Annotated in this window: 20 protein-coding genes and 1 tRNA gene; 16 read left to right on the forward strand and 5 right to left on the reverse strand. The window is 65.5% G+C overall.

The annotated features are described in order from the left end of the window. Nucleotides 1-2 precede the first annotated feature (2 nt). Genes NKI21_RS29265 through NKI21_RS29275 form a run of 3 tightly spaced genes read left to right on the forward strand, consistent with a single transcriptional unit; the run spans nt 3 to nt 2,151 of the window. Nucleotides 3-635 (forward strand): precorrin-8X methylmutase, encoded by a 633-nt coding sequence (locus NKI21_RS29265; RefSeq protein ID WP_352751302.1) that lies wholly within the window; start codon nt 3-5, stop codon nt 633-635. Next, complete coding sequence (locus NKI21_RS29270) at nt 632-1,390, forward strand: precorrin-2 C(20)-methyltransferase (RefSeq protein ID WP_352868689.1); 759 nt, start codon at nt 632-634, stop codon at nt 1,388-1,390. The genes NKI21_RS29265 and NKI21_RS29270 overlap by 4 nt, the downstream gene beginning before the upstream one ends. Further along, nucleotides 1,387-2,151 (forward strand): precorrin-3B C(17)-methyltransferase, encoded by a 765-nt coding sequence (locus tag NKI21_RS29275; protein ID WP_352751298.1) that lies wholly within the window; start codon nt 1,387-1,389, stop codon nt 2,149-2,151. The genes NKI21_RS29270 and NKI21_RS29275 overlap by 4 nt, the downstream gene beginning before the upstream one ends. On the opposite strand, the gene NKI21_RS29280 is transcribed toward NKI21_RS29275, so the two are convergent. Then, nucleotides 2,115-2,876, reverse strand: coding sequence for a cobalt-precorrin-6A reductase (locus NKI21_RS29280; protein ID WP_352751296.1), 762 nt, complete (start codon nt 2,874-2,876; stop codon nt 2,115-2,117). The genes NKI21_RS29275 and NKI21_RS29280 overlap by 37 nt on opposite strands. A 1-nt stretch (nt 2,877) precedes the next feature. On the opposite strand from NKI21_RS29280, the gene cbiE reads away from it, so the two are divergent. The 8 genes from cbiE (at nt 2,878) to NKI21_RS29320 (ending at nt 9,706) form a co-directional block, all read left to right on the forward strand. Further along, nucleotides 2,878-4,107: a precorrin-6y C5,15-methyltransferase (decarboxylating) subunit CbiE gene (gene cbiE / locus NKI21_RS29285; protein WP_352751294.1), complete on the forward strand. Its 1,230-nt coding sequence runs from the start codon at nt 2,878-2,880 to the stop codon at nt 4,105-4,107. After that, the gene (locus NKI21_RS29290) at nt 4,104-4,490 is read left to right on the forward strand and encodes a cobalamin biosynthesis protein (RefSeq protein WP_128304430.1); all 387 of its coding nucleotides are present in this window, start codon (nt 4,104-4,106) and stop codon (nt 4,488-4,490) included. The genes cbiE and NKI21_RS29290 overlap by 4 nt, the downstream gene beginning before the upstream one ends. After that, nucleotides 4,487-5,251 carry a precorrin-4 C(11)-methyltransferase gene (gene cobM, locus NKI21_RS29295; protein WP_352439814.1) on the forward strand — a complete coding sequence of 255 codons (765 nt, stop codon included), beginning with the start codon at nt 4,487-4,489 and terminating at the stop codon, nt 5,249-5,251. The genes NKI21_RS29290 and cobM overlap by 4 nt, the downstream gene beginning before the upstream one ends. Beyond that, the gene (cobA, locus tag NKI21_RS29300) at nt 5,248-6,066 is read left to right on the forward strand and encodes a uroporphyrinogen-III C-methyltransferase (RefSeq protein ID WP_352439813.1); all 819 of its coding nucleotides are present in this window, start codon (nt 5,248-5,250) and stop codon (nt 6,064-6,066) included. The genes cobM and cobA overlap by 4 nt, the downstream gene beginning before the upstream one ends. Then, nucleotides 6,063-7,376, forward strand: a complete 1,314-nt coding sequence (locus NKI21_RS29305; protein ID WP_352868694.1) for a cobyrinic acid a,c-diamide synthase CobB — start codon at nt 6,063-6,065, stop codon at nt 7,374-7,376. Before cobA ends, NKI21_RS29305 begins: the two co-directional genes overlap by 4 nt. A 3-nt stretch (nt 7,377-7,379) precedes the next feature. Further along, nucleotides 7,380-8,156, forward strand: a complete 777-nt coding sequence (cobS, locus tag NKI21_RS29310; RefSeq protein ID WP_352632475.1) for an adenosylcobinamide-GDP ribazoletransferase — start codon at nt 7,380-7,382, stop codon at nt 8,154-8,156. Between the two features lie 50 nt (nt 8,157-8,206). Beyond that, on the forward strand, nt 8,207-9,217 hold the full coding sequence (cobT, locus tag NKI21_RS29315; protein ID WP_352868697.1) for a nicotinate-nucleotide--dimethylbenzimidazole phosphoribosyltransferase: 1,011 nt from the start codon (nt 8,207-8,209) through the stop codon (nt 9,215-9,217). Nucleotides 9,218-9,304: 87 nt separating this feature from the next. After that, the gene (locus NKI21_RS29320) at nt 9,305-9,706 is read left to right on the forward strand and encodes a hypothetical protein (RefSeq protein ID WP_352551914.1); all 402 of its coding nucleotides are present in this window, start codon (nt 9,305-9,307) and stop codon (nt 9,704-9,706) included. 70 nt (nt 9,707-9,776) lie between these two features. Here the strand turns inward: NKI21_RS29320 and NKI21_RS29325 are convergent. Together NKI21_RS29325 and NKI21_RS29330 are read right to left on the reverse strand one after the other, a co-directional pair. Next, a tRNA-Lys gene (locus NKI21_RS29325) sits at nt 9,777-9,852 on the reverse strand. Between the two features lie 357 nt (nt 9,853-10,209). Beyond that, on the reverse strand, nt 10,210-11,118 hold the full coding sequence (locus NKI21_RS29330; protein WP_352868700.1) for a PhzF family phenazine biosynthesis protein: 909 nt from the start codon (nt 11,116-11,118) through the stop codon (nt 10,210-10,212). Nucleotides 11,119-11,219: 101 nt separating this feature from the next. Between NKI21_RS29330 and NKI21_RS29335 the strand changes: the two genes are divergently transcribed. The 4 genes from NKI21_RS29335 (at nt 11,220) to NKI21_RS29350 (ending at nt 14,819) form a co-directional block, all read left to right on the forward strand. Next, entirely contained in the window at nt 11,220-12,512 is a 1,293-nt protein-coding gene (locus NKI21_RS29335; protein ID WP_352868703.1) for an efflux RND transporter periplasmic adaptor subunit, read from the forward strand. Nucleotides 12,513-12,516: 4 nt separating this feature from the next. After that, nucleotides 12,517-13,230 (forward strand): ABC transporter ATP-binding protein, encoded by a 714-nt coding sequence (locus NKI21_RS29340; protein ID WP_127293181.1) that lies wholly within the window; start codon nt 12,517-12,519, stop codon nt 13,228-13,230. After that, entirely contained in the window at nt 13,227-14,444 is a 1,218-nt protein-coding gene (locus NKI21_RS29345; RefSeq protein ID WP_352612402.1) for an ABC transporter permease, read from the forward strand. The genes NKI21_RS29340 and NKI21_RS29345 overlap by 4 nt, the downstream gene beginning before the upstream one ends. Nucleotides 14,445-14,576: 132 nt before the next feature. Beyond that, a complete protein-coding gene (locus tag NKI21_RS29350; protein WP_352439810.1) occupies nt 14,577-14,819 on the forward strand; it encodes a hypothetical protein in 243 nt (80 codons plus the stop codon). On the opposite strand, the gene NKI21_RS29355 is transcribed toward NKI21_RS29350, so the two are convergent. Together NKI21_RS29355 and NKI21_RS29360 are read right to left on the reverse strand one after the other, a co-directional pair. Further along, nucleotides 14,816-15,532 carry a hypothetical protein gene (locus NKI21_RS29355; RefSeq protein WP_352868707.1) on the reverse strand — a complete coding sequence of 239 codons (717 nt, stop codon included), beginning with the start codon at nt 15,530-15,532 and terminating at the stop codon, nt 14,816-14,818. The two genes, NKI21_RS29350 and NKI21_RS29355, sit on opposite strands and share 4 nt — an antisense overlap. Nucleotides 15,533-15,555: 23 nt before the next feature. Beyond that, nucleotides 15,556-16,671 carry an endonuclease/exonuclease/phosphatase family protein gene (locus NKI21_RS29360; protein ID WP_352868710.1) on the reverse strand — a complete coding sequence of 372 codons (1,116 nt, stop codon included), beginning with the start codon at nt 16,669-16,671 and terminating at the stop codon, nt 15,556-15,558. Between the two features lie 188 nt (nt 16,672-16,859). Between NKI21_RS29360 and NKI21_RS29365 the strand changes: the two genes are divergently transcribed. Beyond that, nucleotides 16,860-17,423, forward strand: a complete 564-nt coding sequence (locus tag NKI21_RS29365) for a BA14K family protein (protein ID WP_352868713.1) — start codon at nt 16,860-16,862, stop codon at nt 17,421-17,423. Nucleotides 17,424-17,559 lie beyond the last annotated feature (136 nt).

Genomic DNA, 17,559 nt, shown 5'->3' on the forward strand with positions numbered 1-17,559 from the left:
GCATGGCCGCCTACGACTATATCCATGACGGCACGGCGATCTATGAGCGCTCCTTCGCCATTATCCGCGCGGAGGCCGATCTGTCGCGCTTCTCCGAGGCCGAGGCCGATGTTGCCATCCGCATGATCCATGCCTGCGGGCAGGTCGAAGCATCAAGTCATTTTGTGTTCTCCAAGGATTTCGTTGCCGCTGCCCGCATCGCTTTGGCGGCGGGCGCGCCGATCTTCTGCGACGCGGAAATGGTCTCGCATGGCGTCACCCGCGCCAGGCTGCCAGCCGGCAACGAGGTGATCTGCACGTTGCGCGATCCGCGCACGCACGACATCGCCAGGGAGATCGGCAACACCCGCTCCGCCGCCGCGATCGACCTGTGGGGCGACCGCATGGCCGGTTCGGTGGTCGCCATCGGCAATGCGCCGACCGCGCTCTTCTATCTCTTGGAGAAGTTGCGCGACGGCGCGCCGAAACCGGCGGCCATCATCGGCATGCCGGTCGGCTTCGTCGGCGCTGCCGAATCGAAGGACGCGCTGGCCGAGAATTCCTATGGCGTTCCCTACGCCATCGTGCGCGGCCGGCTCGGTGGCAGCGCCGTGACCGCCGCCGCGCTCAATTCATTGGCGAGGCCGGGCCTGTGAACGCCATTGCAAAAGGCCGTCTCGTCGGCGTAGGCACCGGTCCCGGCGACCCCGAACTGCTGACCCTGAAAGCCGCGCGCACCTTGGCGGAAGCCGATGTCGTGGCCTATTTCGCCAAGCGCGGCAACAACAGCAACGCGCGCGCCATCGTCGAAGCGCAGTTCCGCCCCGAAATGACGGAACTGCCGCTGCTCTATCCCGTCACCACCGAAATCGACAAGGACCACGACGACTACCGGTCGCAGATCACGGCTTTCTATGAGGAGTCGGCCGAGAGGGTCGCCGAGCACCTCGAAGCCCGCAGGATGGTTGCCGTGCTGTCCGAGGGCGACCCGCTTTTCTACGGCTCCTACATGCATCTGCATGTGCGCCTCGCCCATCGCTTCCCGACCGAAGTCATTCCCGGCGTCACCGCCATGTCCGGCTGCTGGTCGCAGACTGGTATCCCGATCGTCCAGGGCGACGATGTGCTGACGGTGCTGCCCGGCACGATGAGCGAGTTCGAGCTGACGCGCCGGCTGGCTGACACCGATGCCGCCGTCATCATGAAGGTCGGCCGTAACCTGCCCAAGATCAGGAGGGCGCTGGAGGCTACGGCCAAGCTGTCGCGCGCCGTCTATGTCGAGCGCGGCACCATGGCCGGCAGCGTGTCGATGAAGCTGGCCGACAAGCCGGACGACAAGGCGCCCTATTTCGCCATCGTGCTGGTCGCCGGCTGGTCCGGCCGCCCCGGCGCCGTGGGAGCGCAAGTATGAGCGGCCGTCTCACTGTCATCGGCCTTGGCCCCGGCAATGCCGATCAGGTCACGCCGGAAGCCAGCCGCGCCGTCGCCGAGGCGAAATTCTTTTACGGCTACAAACCCTATCTCGACCGGCTGGACTTGCGCTCGGATCAGACCCGCGTCGCTTCCGACAATCGCGAGGAACTCGCCCGCTCCAAGGACGCACTGGTCAAAGCCGCCGAGGGCCACGACGTCGCGGTGGTTTCCGGTGGCGATCCCGGCGTGTTCGCCATGGCGGCGGCCGTCTGCGAGGCGATCGAGGCCGGCCCGGCCGAATGGCGCGCGGTCGATGTCGCTGTGGTGCCCGGCATCACCGCCATGCTGGCGGTCGCCGCCCGCATCGGCGCGCCGCTCGGCCATGATTTCTGCGCCATCTCGCTGTCCGACAATCTGAAGCCCTGGGAGCTGATCGAACTGCGCCTGCTGGCGGCGGCCGGCGCCGGCTTCGTCATCGCGCTCTATAACCCGATCAGCAAGGCGCGCCCCTGGCAGCTCGGCCGCGCCTTTGAATGCCTGACCGCTATCCTGCCTGGCACCACGCCGGTGATTTTCGGCCGCGCCGCCGGCCGCCCGGACGAGCGCATCGAGGTCAACCTGCTGGCCGATGTCGAGGCTGAAAAAGCCGATATGGCGACCTGCATCATCATCGGCTCGCCGGAAACCAGGATCATCAAGCGCGCGGAGAAGCCGGCGCTGGTTTACACGCCGCGCTCGTCCACGGGGCGGACAAAATGATCGACCATCAGGGTCAGTGCTTCGACGGTTTCAGCCGCGGGAACATCCGGCAGATCAGGCCTGCGAATCATGACCACCTCGAGGCCAAGCGCCCGCGCCGCGGCGATCTTGCCATAAGTCGCTTCGCCGCCGCTGTTCTTGGACACGACGACATCGATGCGTTGCTTTTCGAGCAGCGCGCGTTCCTCCGCCTCACGAAACGGGCCACGGGCCAGCAGATATACGGCATCGGGCACGGCAAGCTTGGGCTCGACCGGGTCGACACTGCGGATAAGATGGTGGTGCTGGGGCGCTGCTTCGAAAGCGGCTACTTCTTGCCGGCCGAGTGCCAGGAAAACGCGGCGCGGCGCCACTCCAAGCGCTTGCACGGCATCGGCAACCTTATCGACCAGCGTCCAGCGGTCGCCTTCGACAGGCTCCCAGCCGGGGCGCCGCAGAGCAAGGATCGGCACGCCGGCAGTGCGCGCCGCCTGTGCGGCATTGGCGGAGATCTGCGCCGCGTAGGGATGCGTGGCGTCGATCAGCAGGTCGGTGCCCGTCTCCCGCAGGTAGGCGGCCAACCCATCGGCGCCGCCAAAGCCTCCGCTTCGCATCGGCACGCCCTGTGCGACCGGGCTTTCGGTGCGCCCGGCCAGCGACAGCGTGACCGAAGCGCGCGCAGCCAGTTTTCCGGCCAGTTGCCGGGCTTCGGTGGTGCCGCCGAGGATCAGAATGCGGTGGGTCATCATGCCTGCTAGGGGTCAATCGAGCGCCGCTTGGCTTACAATCGTTGGCATCGGCGAGGACGGTTTAGCCGGTCTCGGCGACGAGGCCAAGCAGCGGATTGCCAGGGCGGAAGTCATCTTCGGCGGCAAGCGGCACCTGGCGCTCGTCGCTTCCTTCTCCAAGGGCGAGCCGCGCGCCTGGCCGGTTCCTTTCGATGCCGAGATGGCTGACGTCCTGGCGCTTGCCGGCAGGCGCGTCTGCGTGCTCGCCTCGGGCGATCCGTTCTTCCACGGCGTTGGCGCCACCCTCGCCCGGAAAGTGAAGGCGCAGGAGATGCATGTCATTCCCGCGCCGTCAGCGATTTCGCTGGCGTCCGCCCGCCTTGGCTGGGCGCTGCAGGACATCGAGACCGTCTCGCTGCATGGCCGGCCACTCGACCTGATCCGGCCACTCCTGCAACCGAACGCGCGCATCCTGGCGCTGACGTCGGACGCCGAAGCCCTTGCGGCGATCGCCCGCCTGCTCACCGAACTCGACTTCGGCGCATCGCGGCTCACCGTTCTGGAGGCACTGGGCGGGCCAAACGAGAACCAGCGTTCGGCGCGCGCCGATGCCTTCGATCTCGAAAGCATCAATCCGCTGAACGTGTTGGCGGTCGAAGTTGAATCCGGTCCGGATGCGCGCGTCCTGCCGCTCACATCAGGCCTTGCCGATCATCTGTTCGACCATGACGGCCAGATCACCAAGCGCGAAATCCGCGCGATCACCCTGTCGGCGCTGGCGCCACGGCGCGGCGAGCTGCTGTGGGACATCGGCGCCGGCTCCGGTTCCATCGGCATCGAATGGATGCTGGCCCACCCTTCCATGCGCACTATAGCCGTCGAGGCCGACCCGGTCCGCGCCGCCCGTATTGGCCGCAACGCCGCCGCCTGTGGCGTTCCCGGCCTTGTCGTGGTGGAAGGCAGCGCCCCCAGGGCGCTTGCCAGGCTGGACACGCCTGATGCGATCTTCATTGGCGGCGGCGGCAGCGATGCCGGTGTCTTGAATGCCGCCATCAAGGCGCTGCGCGCTGGCGGCCGCCTCGTTGCCAACGCGGTGACGCTGGAGATGGAAACCCTGCTTCTCGCCCGCCATGTCTCGCTTGGCGGCGATCTCACGCGGATAAACATATCCCGCGCATCGCCCGTCGGCTCGATGCAGGCATGGCGGCCAGCCATGCCAGTCACGCAATGGAGCTGGGTGAAGCCATGATGGTCGCGGGTATTGGCAGCCGAAAAGGGGTGAGCGTCGAGGACGTGCTTGCGGCGGTCGAAACCGCTGTGGAAGCGCATGGGCTTGCGATGACGGCGCTTTCGGCACTGGCGACGACCGAGTTCAAGAAGGATGAAGAAGCGATCTCTGCCGCTGGCCGCGTGCTGAATCTTCCGGTCATCGTCGTCGATGATGCAGCACTTCAGGCCGTCTCGTCGGACACGCTCAGCCATTCCGAGCTCTCGCAAGAACTCGCCGGCACCCCATCGGTTTCCGAGGCATCCGCCCTTGCCGTCGCCGGCAAAGGCGCCAGACTGCTCGGGCCCCGCACGGTGCTCGGCCCGGTCACCTGCGCCATCGCCATCAGTGGAGATGCGCCATGACCGTCCATTTCATCGGCGCCGGTCCGGGTGCCGCCGACCTCATCACGCTGCGCGGTGCGAGGCTGCTGGCAAGCTGCCCGGTCTGTCTTCACGCTGGTTCGATCGTCGCACCCGAATTGCTGCAGCACTGCGCGCCGGGGACAAAACTGATCGACACCGCGCCGATGTCTCTCGACGAGATCGAGGCCGCCTATCTCGAGGCCCACAAAAAAAGCCATGACGTCGCCCGCCTGCATTCCGGCGACCTGTCGGTGTGGAGTGCCGTTGCCGAGCAGATCCGCCGGCTGGAAAAGCATGGCATTCCTTACACGCTGACGCCGGGCGTCCCCTCCTTCGCCGCTGCCGCCGCCGCACTTCGCCGCGAACTGACCATTCCCGAGGTCGCGCAAAGTCTGGTGCTGACGCGCGTCTCCGGCCGCGCCTCGAAAATGCCGCCCGGCGAAACGCTCGCCGGCTTCGGCCGCACCGGCGCCACGCTTGCTATTCATCTTGCCATCCACGCCATCGACCGCGTCGTCGCCGAGCTCACGCCGCACTATGGCGGCGATTGCCCGGTGGCGGTCGTCTTCCGCGCCTCCTGGCCGGACGAGCGCGTGCTGACCGGCACGCTGGCGACCATTGAGGCGCTGTTGGCCGCCGATCCGATGGAGCGCACGGCGATCATCTTCGTCGGCCGCTCGCTGGCGGCGCAAGGTTTTGGCGAGAGTTCATTATACGACGCCCACTATCAGCGGCGTTTTCGCGGACGGGACGGATTGTGAGCGGCAGCACCAAAAACAACGGCGAAAACGCCACGCTCGAAAAAGCCTTGTCCCGGCTGAATTTCAAGCCGCGCCGGCTGGAATCGGGTCACGTCTGGCTGGCCGGCGCCGGCCCCGGCGACCCCGGCTGCCTGACGCTCGAAGTGTTGGCGGCACTGGCCGACGCGGATGCGTTGGTCTACGACGCGCTGGTTTCATCAGATGTCGTCGCCGTCGCCGAAAATGCCGAGCTTTTCTTTGCCGGCAAGCGCGGCGGCAAACCGTCGATGAAACAGGACGACATCACCGCCCTTTTGGTCCGGCTGGCGCGCGACGGCCGCCGCGTCGTCAGGTTGAAGGGCGGCGATCCCTATATTTTTGGCCGTGGCGGCGAAGAAGCCTTGGCGCTGGCGCGCGAAAATATCCCGTTCCGCGTCCTGCCCGGCCTGACCTCGGGCCTCAGCGCGCTGGCCGCGACCGGCATTCCCGCCACCATGCGCGGCATCAACAAGGCGGTGATCCTGGCCACCGGCCACGCCGCCGGCACCGATGACGATCTCGATTGGGCGGCGATCGCCCGCACCGGCCAGCCTGTCGTCGTCTATATGGGCATGGCCAACCTGCCTTTGATCGCGGCGGCACTGCTCGACGGCGGGCTGGCGCCTTCGACACCGGCGGCAGTGATCGTCGCCGCGACGACGCCGCAGGAACGAACCGTCGTCGCAACGCTCGCCACCATTGCCGAGAAAGCCGCAGCCGCCGGTCTCGCCTCGCCGGCGCTGATCGTCGTTGGCGGCATCGTCGCCATGCGCGCGGCCCTTGCGGGGCAAGCATGACGGCCCGCGCCATCATCATCGGCGCGCCGCGCTCCGGCTCCGGCAAGACCAGTGTCACCATCGGCATTTTACGCGCGCTCACCCGGCGCGGGTTGAAAGTGCGCGGCGCCAAATCCGGCCCCGACTATATCGACCCTGGCTTCCACACCGCCGCCACGGGACTGTCCGGCGTCAATCTCGACAGCTGGGCGATGCCGCCATCGCTGCTCAATGCGCTCGCCGCGCAAGCGGCCGACGATACCGACTTCGTCATCCTCGAAAGCGCCATGGGCCTGTTCGACGGCATTCCGGCAGCTCAAGGCCGCACTGGTTCGGCCGCCGATCTTGCGCGGCTCTACGGCTTGCCGGTGCTGCTGGTGCTCGATGTGTCCGGCCAGTCGACCACGGCGGCCGCCGTCGCCAAGGGTTTCGCCACCTACGATCCGGATGTCCGCATGGCCGGCGTCGTGCTCAACCGGCTGGGCAGCGAGCGTCACCGCCGGCTGTCGGGCGACGCCATCGAGGCGATCGGCCTGCCGGTCGTCGGCGCCATCCTGCGCGACCCCACGCTCAAGTTGCCCGAGCGCCATCTCGGCCTCGTCCAGGCCGGCGAATATGACGACCTGATGGCGCATCTCGACCGGCTGGCCGACATGGCGGAAAAGTCGCTCGATCTCGACGCGATCATGGCCCTGGCGACACCTTTCACCCCGGCGCTTGGCGGCTTCGACGACGCGCTCGCACCACCCGGTCAGCGCATCGCGCTGGCCGGGGATGCCGCCTTCACCTTCCTCTATCCACATGTCGCCGCCTACTGGCGCAAGGCGGGTGCCGAAATCGTCCCGTTCTCGCCGCTCGCCAACGAAGCGCCCGACGAGACCTGCGATGTTTGCTGGCTGCCCGGCGGCTATCCCGAGCTTCACGCCGGCCGCCTCGCCGCCGCCGCGACTTTCCGCGCCGGGATGACCCGTTTCGCCGCGACAAAGCCCATCCATGGCGAGTGCGGTGGCTTCATGGTGCTGGGCGGAGCGCTGGAGGACGCGTCAGGCGAAACGCATGCGATGCTCGGCCTGCTCGGCCATTCCACCAGCTTCGCCAAACGCAAGATGAATCTCGGTTATCGCGAGGCTCGGTTGCGCGCCGATTGCCCGCTGGGCTCACAAGGTGCGCTGATCCGCGGCCACGAATTCCACTATGCTCAGATGACGGCGACAGGCAATGACGAGCCGCTGGCCGACCTTGCCGACGGCCAGGGCAATCCGATCGGCGCCTCGGGCTATCGGCGCGGCCATGTCAGCGGCACCTTCTTCCATGCGATTGCGAGGGGCTAGAGCATGAAGTTCAAGAATCTGGCTCTTTCACCACGGCAGGTCGTCGACGACATCGCGCTTTGCCTGGTCTTCTTCACCCGTCTGCCGCTGCCCGTCTTCGATTTTCGCGGCCGCAGTCTTGCCGCCGCGATCTGGGCAGCCCCCATTGCCGGACTTGTCGTCGGCCTGATCGGCGCCATCGTCTTCGCCACGGCGGAACGGTTTGGCCTGGCCATGGGGCCGGCGGCCGCACTTGCGCTCGTGGCAACCGTGCTCACCACCGGCTGCCTGCATGAGGACGGGCTATCCGACGTCGCCGACGGCTTTGGCGGCGGCAAATCACGCGGCCGCAAACTCGAGATCATGCGCGACAGCCGCATCGGCGCCTATGGTGCGGCGGCGCTGGGCCTGTCGCTGCTGATCCGCTGGAGCGCGCTGTCGGAACTCGTCGACCCTACACAGGCCCTGTTCGCCCTCCTGGCCGCGCACGCGGCCTCGCGCGGCCTGCTTGGCGCCTTCATGCATCTCTTGCCCCCGGCGCGGATCGACGGGCTCTCGGCCGACGCAGGCACGGTTTCGCAGGAAACCGCCATAGCCGGCGCCGTGCTCGGCGCGATCCCGCTCCTCTTGCTCGGACTGGGCGGCGCCGTTTTCGCGCTGATCCTGCTTGGCCTGCTGTTTGCCGCCTTCCGCGCCCTTTGCCTCAACCAGATCGATGGCCAGACCGGCGACACGATCGGCGCCTTGCAGCAGGCAAGCGAGATCGCGGTGCTGCTCGTCGCTTCCGTAGCGCTTTCCTGATCCCTTGGCCTGATCCCTTGGCCTGATTCCTTTTCGGAGACTTTGCCCCCATGCCCTTCAAATCGCTTAGTGAATTGCGCGCCGCCTGCCTCGACCTGCCGGCCGGCAGCGATGCCGCGGCCAATGCGGTCGTCCGCCGCCAGGACACGCTGACCAAGCCGCAAGGCAGCCTTGGCCGGCTGGAGACGATCGCCGCCTGGCTGGCGCGCTGGCAGGGCCGCGACATGCCGAAACTCGACCGCGTAAAAGTCTTCGTCTTCGCCGGCAACCACGGCGTCACCGCGCAAGGCGTGTCGGCCTATCCCTCGGAAGTCACCGTGCAGATGGTGGCGAACTTCGCCGGCGGCGGTGCCGCCATCAACCAGCTTGCCCGCATGGCCGGCGCCGAACTCGACGTCATCCCGCTCGATCTCGACCATCCGACCGGCGACTTCACGCAAGGGCCAGCGATGGATGAGAAAGCTTTTCTCGCCGCCGTCTCGGCCGGCTACGACGCGGTGACGAAAGACATCGACCTGATCTGCTTCGGCGAAATGGGCATCGGCAACACCACGCCGGCGGCCGCCATCTCAGCAGCCCTGTTCGGCGGCGGTGCGGAAAAATGGACCGGACGCGGCACCGGTGTCGATGACGCCGGCCTCAAGCGCAAGGTGGTCGCCATCGAAGCCGGCCTGAAGCGCCACGCTGCCGCCTTCGCCGATCCGCTGACTATCGCCGCAGCACTCGGCGGCCGCGAACTCGCTGCCATCTTCGGCGCGACGCTGGCCGCCCGGCATCTCGGCATACCCGTGCTGCTCGACGGCTTCGTCTGCACCGCAGCCGCAGCCCCGCTGGCAAAGCTGCACCCAACCGGCCTCGCCCACACCATCGCCGCACACGTCTCGGCTGAGTCAGGCCATCGCGGCCTGCTCGAAGCGCTTGGCCTGCCGCCGCTGCTCGATCTCGGCATGCGGCTCGGCGAAGGCTCCGGCGCTTGCCTTGCTGTCAACATCGTCCGCTCGGCGCTGGAGTGCCATGCCCGTATGGCGAGTTTTGCCGAGGCTGGTGTTTCGGAGAAGTAAATCCATCAAAATTCAACGTGATTGAGCCAAAACCATAACGCCGCTTTGATTGTTCCATGAGACGAGGAAATCTCATGGAGAAATCGAATGATGTATTTGAAGACAACAATTATCGTTGCGCTGTTTTGCAGCACTGTTGCGCCGGCATTTTCTCAGATCCTTGACGAGACAGGCCGGCCGCGGCGGCCCGGTGACGACGGCCTTGCCAAGGTGCAGTCCGGCATCACCATGAGCATTCCGGTCAAGGACGGCGAAGACATCGCGGTGCAGCAGGAGGCCGGGCTTCGTTCCTTCTACAAGCTCGCGGCCGGCAGTTGCGCCATGGTGCTCGAAACCATCGCCGACAGCTGCGAAGTCACCAACGTCACCACCAATGTCAACGCCAGGGATCGCAGCATGGGCGCCGCCGCCGGATCGCAGATCACCGTGACCGGCCAGATCGCCATGAAGGTCAAGTTCAAGGCCAGCCTCGGCAAGCCCGCGCCGTGATCGGCGCATGCTCGAGACGCGTCAAACGCGTCTCGTTTTCAGGGTCTTTCCACCAACTCTTCTAGAAATTTGGTGGGTGCGCACAGGATTGAACTGTGGACCCGCTGATTAAGAGTCAGCTGCTCTACCAACTGAGCTACGCACCCACTCGGCCGGCAAAAACCGGCGTTGGCGGGCATATAGCCGCCACCATCGGTCCTGTCCAGCCCTGCCGGAATCATTTCCCGACAAATCGCCTGGAGCCTCGCTTTTGGGCGTTGACGCAGGACGAAGCCTTACGTTCTTTTGGCGGGACAGCGCCCCCCTCTGCCCTGCCGGGCATCTCCCCCTCCAGGGGGGAGATCGGAAGCTTCGTCGTCCCACCTCTCTTTCTGCATTCGCAGGTTGGCGAAATCCGAAGTTACGGCCAATCTCCCCACTTGAGGGGAGATGTCCGGCAGGACAGAGGGGGGCGGTGAAGGATCGCTAACAGCGACGGTCTTCCTCTATGCATTAAGGCGCGGTCAGACGAACAGTCTGCCCTCCGCAACCTTCACTGCATTGCCACCAATGCGCGCCGAGGCCAGTTTTCCGCCTTGCACGGTCAGTTCGAGGCGGATGCGCGATGGCCGGCCCATCTCCAGCCCCTGCTCTATCCACAGCTGCGAAATGCCGTCGGTCGGCGCGTCGAAATGCATGATGGCGCCGGCAAAGGCGGCAGCCGCCGAGCCGGTCGCCGGATCCTCGTAGGAAGGCGTGCCGGGCACGATCATGCGCACATGGAAGGCGCTTTCGTGGTTCACTGTCTCGCGGCAATAGACATAGGGGCTGGCGAAGGCCCACTCGCTCTTGCGCGGCGCCAGTTCCGACCAGGCCTGGTTGTCCAGCCGGATGCGGCCCGCCGCCTCGAGATTGGCAACTGGAATGGTGACATAGGGCACGCCCGCCGACCAGAACGCGACGCGGTGATTCTCGAAGCCGATTTCATGCGGCGTCAACCCAAGGGCGGCGCCGATCGCCTCCGGATCGGCCTCGAGCTTCAGCGGTTCCGGCAGCTTCGCCAGGTCGAACTCGGCGAAGGTGTTGCCGTCGTGCTTGCTGACGGCGCAACGCACCGGGCCGATATTTTCCTCCAGCACGAAGATGCCGGCGCCGCCCTCCTCCGCCAGTTCGGCCAGCGCGATCGCGGCGCCGACCGTCGGATGGCCGGCGAACGGCATTTCATAGTCGGGCGTGAAGATGCGGATGCGGTTTTTGTGCTTGGGATTGTCCGGCGGCAGCACGAAAACCGATTCCGACAGGTTGAACTCGCGCGCGATGGCCTGCATCGCGGCCGTGTCCAATCCCTTGCTGTCCAGCACGACGGCCAAGGGATTGCCGGCCAGTCGCTCGGTCGTAAACACATCGTAAAGCAAGTAATTCCGGGTTTTCATTCCTGCCTCAATCCAAACATGGGCGAAATTTAATTTGATATTTGAACCAGTAAGCCTGATCTGTGCACAGATAGGGACATTACGCATTATAGGGGTCCAGCGTGGACCAGATTGTCAATCTGCCAAAGACGGAATCGGATTCCGCCATCGAGACGGCGCTTGGGCTCGACCCGACGGGGCGGCGCAAGTCGCGCCGGCGCGGCTGGCTCTATGCGCTGCTGGCGCTGATCGTGCTCGTCGCCGGGCTTGGCGTCTATCAGTGGTATGCCGGCTCGCCGGCCAGGATCGACTACACCACCGTGCCTGCCGCCAAGGCCGACCTCACCGTCGCGGTATCCGCAACCGGCACGCTGCAGCCCCTGACCCAGGTCGACATTTCAAGCGAACTGTCCGGCATCATCCGCTCGGTCTCGGCCGAGGAGAACCAGCAGGTCAAGAAGGGTGACGTGCTGGCAACACTCGACACGGTGAAACTCGAAGTCCAGATCGAGCGCGCCGAAGCTTCGGCCAAGGCCGCCGCCGCCAATGTCGAGGACGCTACGGTTACGCTGACCGAAAACGAGAAGGCGCTGGTGCGCGCCGCCGAACTGACCAGGCGTGGCATGGCGACCGACCAGTCGCTTGAAGCAGCAACTGCCACGCGCGACCGTTCCGAGGCAGCGCTCGACAGTGCGCAGGCCAACCTCGCCATCGCCCAGGCCGACCTCAAGGCGCAGCAGACCGACCTTGCCAAGAGCACCATCTATGCGCCGATCGACGGCATCGTGCTGACGCGCTCGGTCGATCCCGGCCAGACGGTCGCCTCCTCGCTGCAGGCGCCGGTGCTGTTCATCATCGCCGCCGATCTCAGAAACATGGAACTGGTGGCGGCGGTCGACGAAGCCGACATCGGCGCGGTCAAGAGCGGCCAGCATGCCCGCTTCACCGTCGATGCTTTCCCCGAGCGGCCGTTCGATGCCGAGATCCGCGACATCTCCTATGCCTCCGTCACCACCGACGGCGTCGTCACATACAATGCGCGGCTTGAGGTCGACAACAACGAGCTGTTGCTGCGGCCCGGCATGACCGCCACCGTTTCGGTCGTCACCAAACAGGCCAAGGGCGTGCTCACCGTGCCGGCCACCGCCTTCCGCTATCGTCCGGCGCAGCAGGCCGCCCGCGGCTGGAGCCTGAGCGACCTGTTCACCGGCCGCATGGGGCGCCCCGGCGGCAACCGCCAGCGCCAGGCAGCCACAGTGCCCACCGACGGCTCGCGCACGCTCTATGTGCTGGAAAACGGGCGTCCGCACGCCGTCAACGTCAAGATCGGCTCCACCGACGGTGAACTGACCGAGATCATCTCTGGCCTGGATGAAGGCGCTCAAATCATCACCGCGTCGCAGCAGCGGAGCTGATGCCGTGGCTGCGGGCGCGACCCTCATCACCTTCGACAAGGTCTGGAAGAGCTACGGCCAGGGCGAGGCCAAGGTGCATGCGCTGGCCGGCGTCGATCTTGCCATCCGGCGTGGCGAATTCGTAGCCATCATGGGTCCGTCCGGCTCCGGCAAGTCGACGGCGATGAACATCATCGGCTGCCTCGACACGCCGACGGCCGGAACCTATTCCTTCATGGGCATCGATGCCGGCCGCCTCGACCGCAACCGCCGCGCCATGCTGCGCAACCTCTATGTCGGCTTCGTCTTCCAGGGCTATAATCTGCTGGCCCGCACCACGGCAGCCGAAAATGTCGAACTGCCGCTGATCTATCGCGGTGTTGCCGCGCGAGAGCGCCGAGACCTTGCCATGCAGGCGCTGGCGGAGGTCGGCCTTGTCGGCCGCGAGCACCATACGCCGGCCGAGCTGTCCGGCGGCCAGCAGCAGCGCGTGGCGATCGCGCGCGCCATCGTCACGCGCCCGACGCTCCTCGTCGCCGACGAGCCGACCGGCAATCTCGACACCGCCCGCACGCACGAGATCATGGAACTGCTGACCCGGCTCAACACCGGGCTTGGCCTGACCATCGCCATGGTCACGCATGAGGCCGACGTCGCCGACTATGCCGAACGAACCATCCGCTTCCTCGACGGCCACGTCGCTTCGGATTCCAGGAAGCTGGAGATCGCACAGCCATGATCTGGGAAACCGTCCGCCTCTCGCTGCGCTCGATCCGCCGCAACGTGCTGCGCTCGTTCCTGACCTTGCTTGGCATCGTCATCGGTGTTGCCGCCGTCATCGCCATGCTCACCATCGGCTCGGGTACCACAGCAAAGGTCAAGGCCGACATCTCCAAGCTCGGCAGCAATCTGCTGGTGGTCCGCTCCGGCCGTCCGGCCGGCCCCGGCGGACCGGGCGGGCTCGACCAGGTGGTGCGTCCGCTCGCGGAAAAGGACCTTGCGGCACTTGTGGCGCATCTCAGCGGCGCGCGCGCGATTTCGCCGGCCTCGCAGAAGCAGGTCCGGGTCATCTTCGGCACCGAGAGCCTGACCTCGGGCGTCACTGGCACCGACAGCGCCTATCTCGATGCGCGCGACTGGAAGCTGGTGTCCGGCCGGCCGTTCAGCGATTCCGAAACCCGCTCGGGCACAGGCGTATGCCTGATCGGCGAGACGGTGCGCCAGCAATTCTTCGGCGCCGGCGATCCCGAGGGCGAGATCATCCGCGTCAACCGCACCTCCTGCAAGATCATCGGCCGGCTCGAGCCCAAGGGCTATACCGGCTTCGGCCAGGACCAGGACAATGTCGTGCTGATGCCGTTGCACGCCTACCAGCGCCGCATCGCCGGCAACCGCGACATCGACAACATCTACATCGCCGCCGACGACCGCACACCGACCAGCGAATTGCAGCCGCGCGTCGAGGATATTTTGCGTGATGCGCGCCGCATCACGCCGGACCGCGAGAGCGATTTCGCCATCCGCGACATGACCCAGATCGCCGATGCCATGGCCAGCGCCACCACCACCATGACCGGCATGCTCGGCGCCGTCGCCGGCGTCAGCCTGCTGGTCGGCGGCATCGGCATCATGAACATCATGCTGGTCTCGGTCACCGAGCGCACCCGCGAGATCGGCATCAGGCTGGCCATCGGCGCGCATGAAAAGCACATCCTGATCCAGTTCCTGGTCGAAGCGACGGTGCTGTCGCTGCTCGGGGGCATCATCGGCATCCTGATCGGCCTGGCGCTGGCCGGCCTCGCCGCGGTGACGCTGACCATCCCGTTTGCGCCGAGCCCGGCGGTGATCCTGCTTGCCGTCGGCTTTTCCGCCCTGATCGGCATGGTCTTCGGCTTCTTCCCAGCATTGCGCGGCGCCAGGCTCGATCCGATCGACGCGCTAAGGCACGAATAGGGCAACCCGGCCAGAACGCGGCCGGCGCTCCGACCCGGTTTTGCACAGTCTTCGACGTTTCCACCCGGCCCGCCACTGTCCCCACACTGTTCGCGATGCTAGGGCAATTGACCTTGGGTGGAGGAATGGCGGATGAGCAAGAAGGCGCGACTGGTCCTGGCGATGGTGGTCATCGAGGCAGGTCTTGCAGGCATCTGGTGGTATCTCGCCCGCTTCGGCATGGCCAATCCTGATCGCGTCACATCGGATTTCCAGGCAGTCGTCGGCCAGACCATGGGAATGGCGATGGGCGGCTTGCTCGGCATCGGCTTCATCCTGTTCCTCGTCGCCGCCCGCAACGATCGCAACGCGGCACAGAACAAGACGCGCCCTTAATTCCTGTTTGCGAAATGCCACTCGATCAGCGGCTTCATGTGCGGCGACAGCCCGACCGGCAGGTCGGCGGCATGGCGAATGATCACCGGCCCGTCGATCTCCGGGTCGGTCTCGGTGGCGACGAAGGCCGAGATGCGCCTGGCGATCTCGTCGGCGGACGCCGTCGCGTGATAACGGCGGAAGATTACCGTGCCGCTGCTGGTCGACATGGCGTGGTAGCGCTTGCCGCGTTCAGCACCTGACAGGTCGAGCCCGGTTTCCTCGCGCACCTCACGGATCATGTTGAAATCGACATCGACCAGCCCGTCGCGAAAATCGACCGGCTCGAACGAGCCGGCAGCGAAATAGACGCGGCCGGCACTGACTGTGTGCGGCCCCATGCGGATCGCCACCAGCGCATTGTCGCCAGCCACCAGCATGGCATGGGCATAGGCATGCTCGGCGCCCGAATTCTCGCGCCGCTTCCGCCACAGCATGAACGTCGAGTAGTTGACCGCATGGCAGCGGCCGACGAGACGGCTGTCGCGGTAGGCAAGTTGCGACAGCAGCACCACCATGCCGTCGAACAGCGCCGGATTGGCGGCGATTTCGTGCTGCCAGTTCTCGGCGATCGCCTCTGCATTGTCCCTTGCGAAAGGGTGCGGACCGGGATCGAGCCGGACGTCGATGTCGTCGACCGGCAGGATGACGTTGCGCGGCAGGTCGAAACTCATACCGTATCAGGCCCCAATACTGCTTACCGGACAATGTCCAGCGTGATCGCCACCGGGCAATGATCCGATGCCTTCGGCCGGTCCCAGCCGGCGCGCGGAAACCGCTCGACCTCCTGGCCGGGCGGAAAAATGGTGCGCCAGGGCTGGCCGTTGCGGATGATGTCGGGAACGGCCGTTGCGTTGCTGGCGGCGAGCCCCTTCGACAACAGAATGTAGTCGAGCTGGCACAGATGCCGCTCTTCGGGTCCTCGCGTGTGGTAGAAACTCCAGCGGTTCATCTCCGGCCGCCGCTCGACGACATTTTCGCAAAAGCCGCCTGCCGTCAGCACGTTGATGCAGGACAGGGCTTCGTCGACCACCTCGAAGCGGTAGCCGTCGATCGCATCGCCGGCCACCTTCACGCGCTGGCGATAATCATTCATGTCGCCGCATATCGCCCAATTCTTGTCGGCGGCATAGTCCTTGCCGAAGCGCTCCTCGATGATGCGGCGCACGGCCTGCGCCTCCGCGATGCGCACCGGCATCGTCGCCTCGCGCCCGTCAAGTCCGTTGCGCGGCGAGCCCATCGACTTGAAATGCACGAGATAGAGCGTCAGCGGCACGCCGCCCACGGTGACGTCGATCTCCAGGCAGTCGCGCCGGAAAATGCGCTCATTGGCCTGATTGCCCAGTACCTCGAGTTCCGGCGTGTGCAGCCCGAACTGCTCGTAGGTGACGTAGGCGTGGCTGGTCATGCGCACGAATTCGATCGGCTGGCCCTGCGCGGTCTCGTTGCGCATCATCACGGCAACGTCGATACCGCGCGAATCATTGCCCGATGTGGTGTATTTCTGCCGGTAGCCCTGCCCCACCATCTTGAACAAATAGCCGTATTCGAAGGCCTTCAGCGTTTCGATGTTGTCGACCTCCTGCATGCAGATGATGTCGGCCCGGGTGGCAGCGATTGCCAGCGCCGTCAGTTGGCGCGTGTCGTCGGACTGGGCGATGGCGCGGGCCTGCTCCAGGATCCTGTATTCCGCCTCGCTCTGGATATCGAACAGCGCCAGCGTTCGATCCTCGTTGAGCTGGTTGCGATAGCCGGAAAAATCGAACCTGTTCATCAGGTTCTCGACATTGAAGGTGGCAAGGCGCAGCGACATGCCATGACCTTTGCCCGCAAGTGCTTCGGAAAACAAGCGCGCAAAACCACCATCTGAGATCGATTGGTCCTGGGCGCGTTCGCGTCATGGTTGACGGAACCTTTCCGTTCATCCGCCGTTCAGATGCAAACATCCATTGTTGCCCATTCCTCGGGTGGGCGTGGGGCCTGTAACTCTTGGAGAGTGCAATGAGTTCGCTCTTTTCTTCCACGGTCAAATCGGGGCTGATAGCCCTCGGTATCCTGTCCGGCGTCACGGCACCGTCCGCCGCCGGACCGATCATGCAGCCGGATCTGTCGATACCAACCAGCACGGCGGCGCCGAATGTCACGCCGGTTCGCGACAGTTGGGCCGGCGGCAACAACCGTCAGTTCAACAACGACGATTGGAGATGGCGCCGGTCGGGCAATTGGGACGGCGGCCGTCGACACTGGCAGGGCGGCGGCGGTAACTGGAATGGTGGAGACAACTGGCGTTGGCGCCATGGTCGCCATCACTATCGCGGCGGCCGTTACTACGATGATGGCGCGAGTGCCGCGATCCTGGGCCTTGGCCTGGGGCTTGGCCTCAGCAGCATGTACAACAATTACGACTACTATGACCGGCCGGCGCCGCGCCGCTACTACCGCGCGGGACGGCTTTCGAGCGCCCATGTCCAATGGTGCTACAACCGCTACCGGTCGTACCGGGCCTACGACAACACGTTCCAGCCCTACAACGGCCCGCGCCAGCAGTGCTACTCACCCTATTGAGCTGACCTGTAGCTGAGCCGACCGACAGAATGAAAAAACGGCGCCACTTGGCTAATGCAGTTCACTTAAGTTGGGCTGGATGAGGATCTGGTAAGACCTATCGAACAGGATGGAGATTCGTTTCCATCCTGTTCGT

It is taken from the genome of Mesorhizobium sp. M0715 (assembly GCF_040320355.1).
Classification (GTDB): domain Bacteria; phylum Pseudomonadota; class Alphaproteobacteria; order Rhizobiales; family Rhizobiaceae; genus Mesorhizobium.

Bases quoted from the DNA above. Each gene is read 5' to 3' on its own strand.
- NKI21_RS29265 (WP_352751302.1), top strand. From the start codon at position 3: ATGGCCGCCTACGACTATATCCATGACGGCACGGCGATCTATGAGCGC.
- NKI21_RS29290 (WP_128304430.1), top strand. From the start codon at position 4,104: ATGATGGTCGCGGGTATTGGCAGCCGAAAAGGGGTGAGCGTCGAGGAC.
- cobT (WP_352868697.1), top strand. From the start codon at position 8,207: ATGCCCTTCAAATCGCTTAGTGAATTGCGCGCCGCCTGCCTCGACCTG.
- cobS (WP_352632475.1), top strand. From the start codon at position 7,380: ATGAAGTTCAAGAATCTGGCTCTTTCACCACGGCAGGTCGTCGACGAC.
- NKI21_RS29355 (WP_352868707.1), bottom strand. From the start codon at position 15,532: ATGAGTTTCGACCTGCCGCGCAACGTCATCCTGCCGGTCGACGACATC.
- NKI21_RS29305 (WP_352868694.1), top strand. From the start codon at position 6,063: ATGACGGCCCGCGCCATCATCATCGGCGCGCCGCGCTCCGGCTCCGGC.
- NKI21_RS29345 (WP_352612402.1), top strand. From the start codon at position 13,227: ATGATCTGGGAAACCGTCCGCCTCTCGCTGCGCTCGATCCGCCGCAAC.
- NKI21_RS29350 (WP_352439810.1), top strand. From the start codon at position 14,577: ATGAGCAAGAAGGCGCGACTGGTCCTGGCGATGGTGGTCATCGAGGCA.
- NKI21_RS29330 (WP_352868700.1), bottom strand. From the start codon at position 11,118: ATGAAAACCCGGAATTACTTGCTTTACGATGTGTTTACGACCGAGCGA.
- NKI21_RS29280 (WP_352751296.1), bottom strand. From the start codon at position 2,876: ATGACCCACCGCATTCTGATCCTCGGCGGCACCACCGAAGCCCGGCAA.
- cobM (WP_352439814.1), top strand. From the start codon at position 4,487: ATGACCGTCCATTTCATCGGCGCCGGTCCGGGTGCCGCCGACCTCATC.
- cbiE (WP_352751294.1), top strand. From the start codon at position 2,878: ATGCCTGCTAGGGGTCAATCGAGCGCCGCTTGGCTTACAATCGTTGGC.
- NKI21_RS29365 (WP_352868713.1), top strand. From the start codon at position 16,860: ATGAGTTCGCTCTTTTCTTCCACGGTCAAATCGGGGCTGATAGCCCTC.
- NKI21_RS29275 (WP_352751298.1), top strand. From the start codon at position 1,387: ATGAGCGGCCGTCTCACTGTCATCGGCCTTGGCCCCGGCAATGCCGAT.
- NKI21_RS29320 (WP_352551914.1), top strand. From the start codon at position 9,305: ATGATGTATTTGAAGACAACAATTATCGTTGCGCTGTTTTGCAGCACT.
- NKI21_RS29360 (WP_352868710.1), bottom strand. From the start codon at position 16,671: ATGTCGCTGCGCCTTGCCACCTTCAATGTCGAGAACCTGATGAACAGG.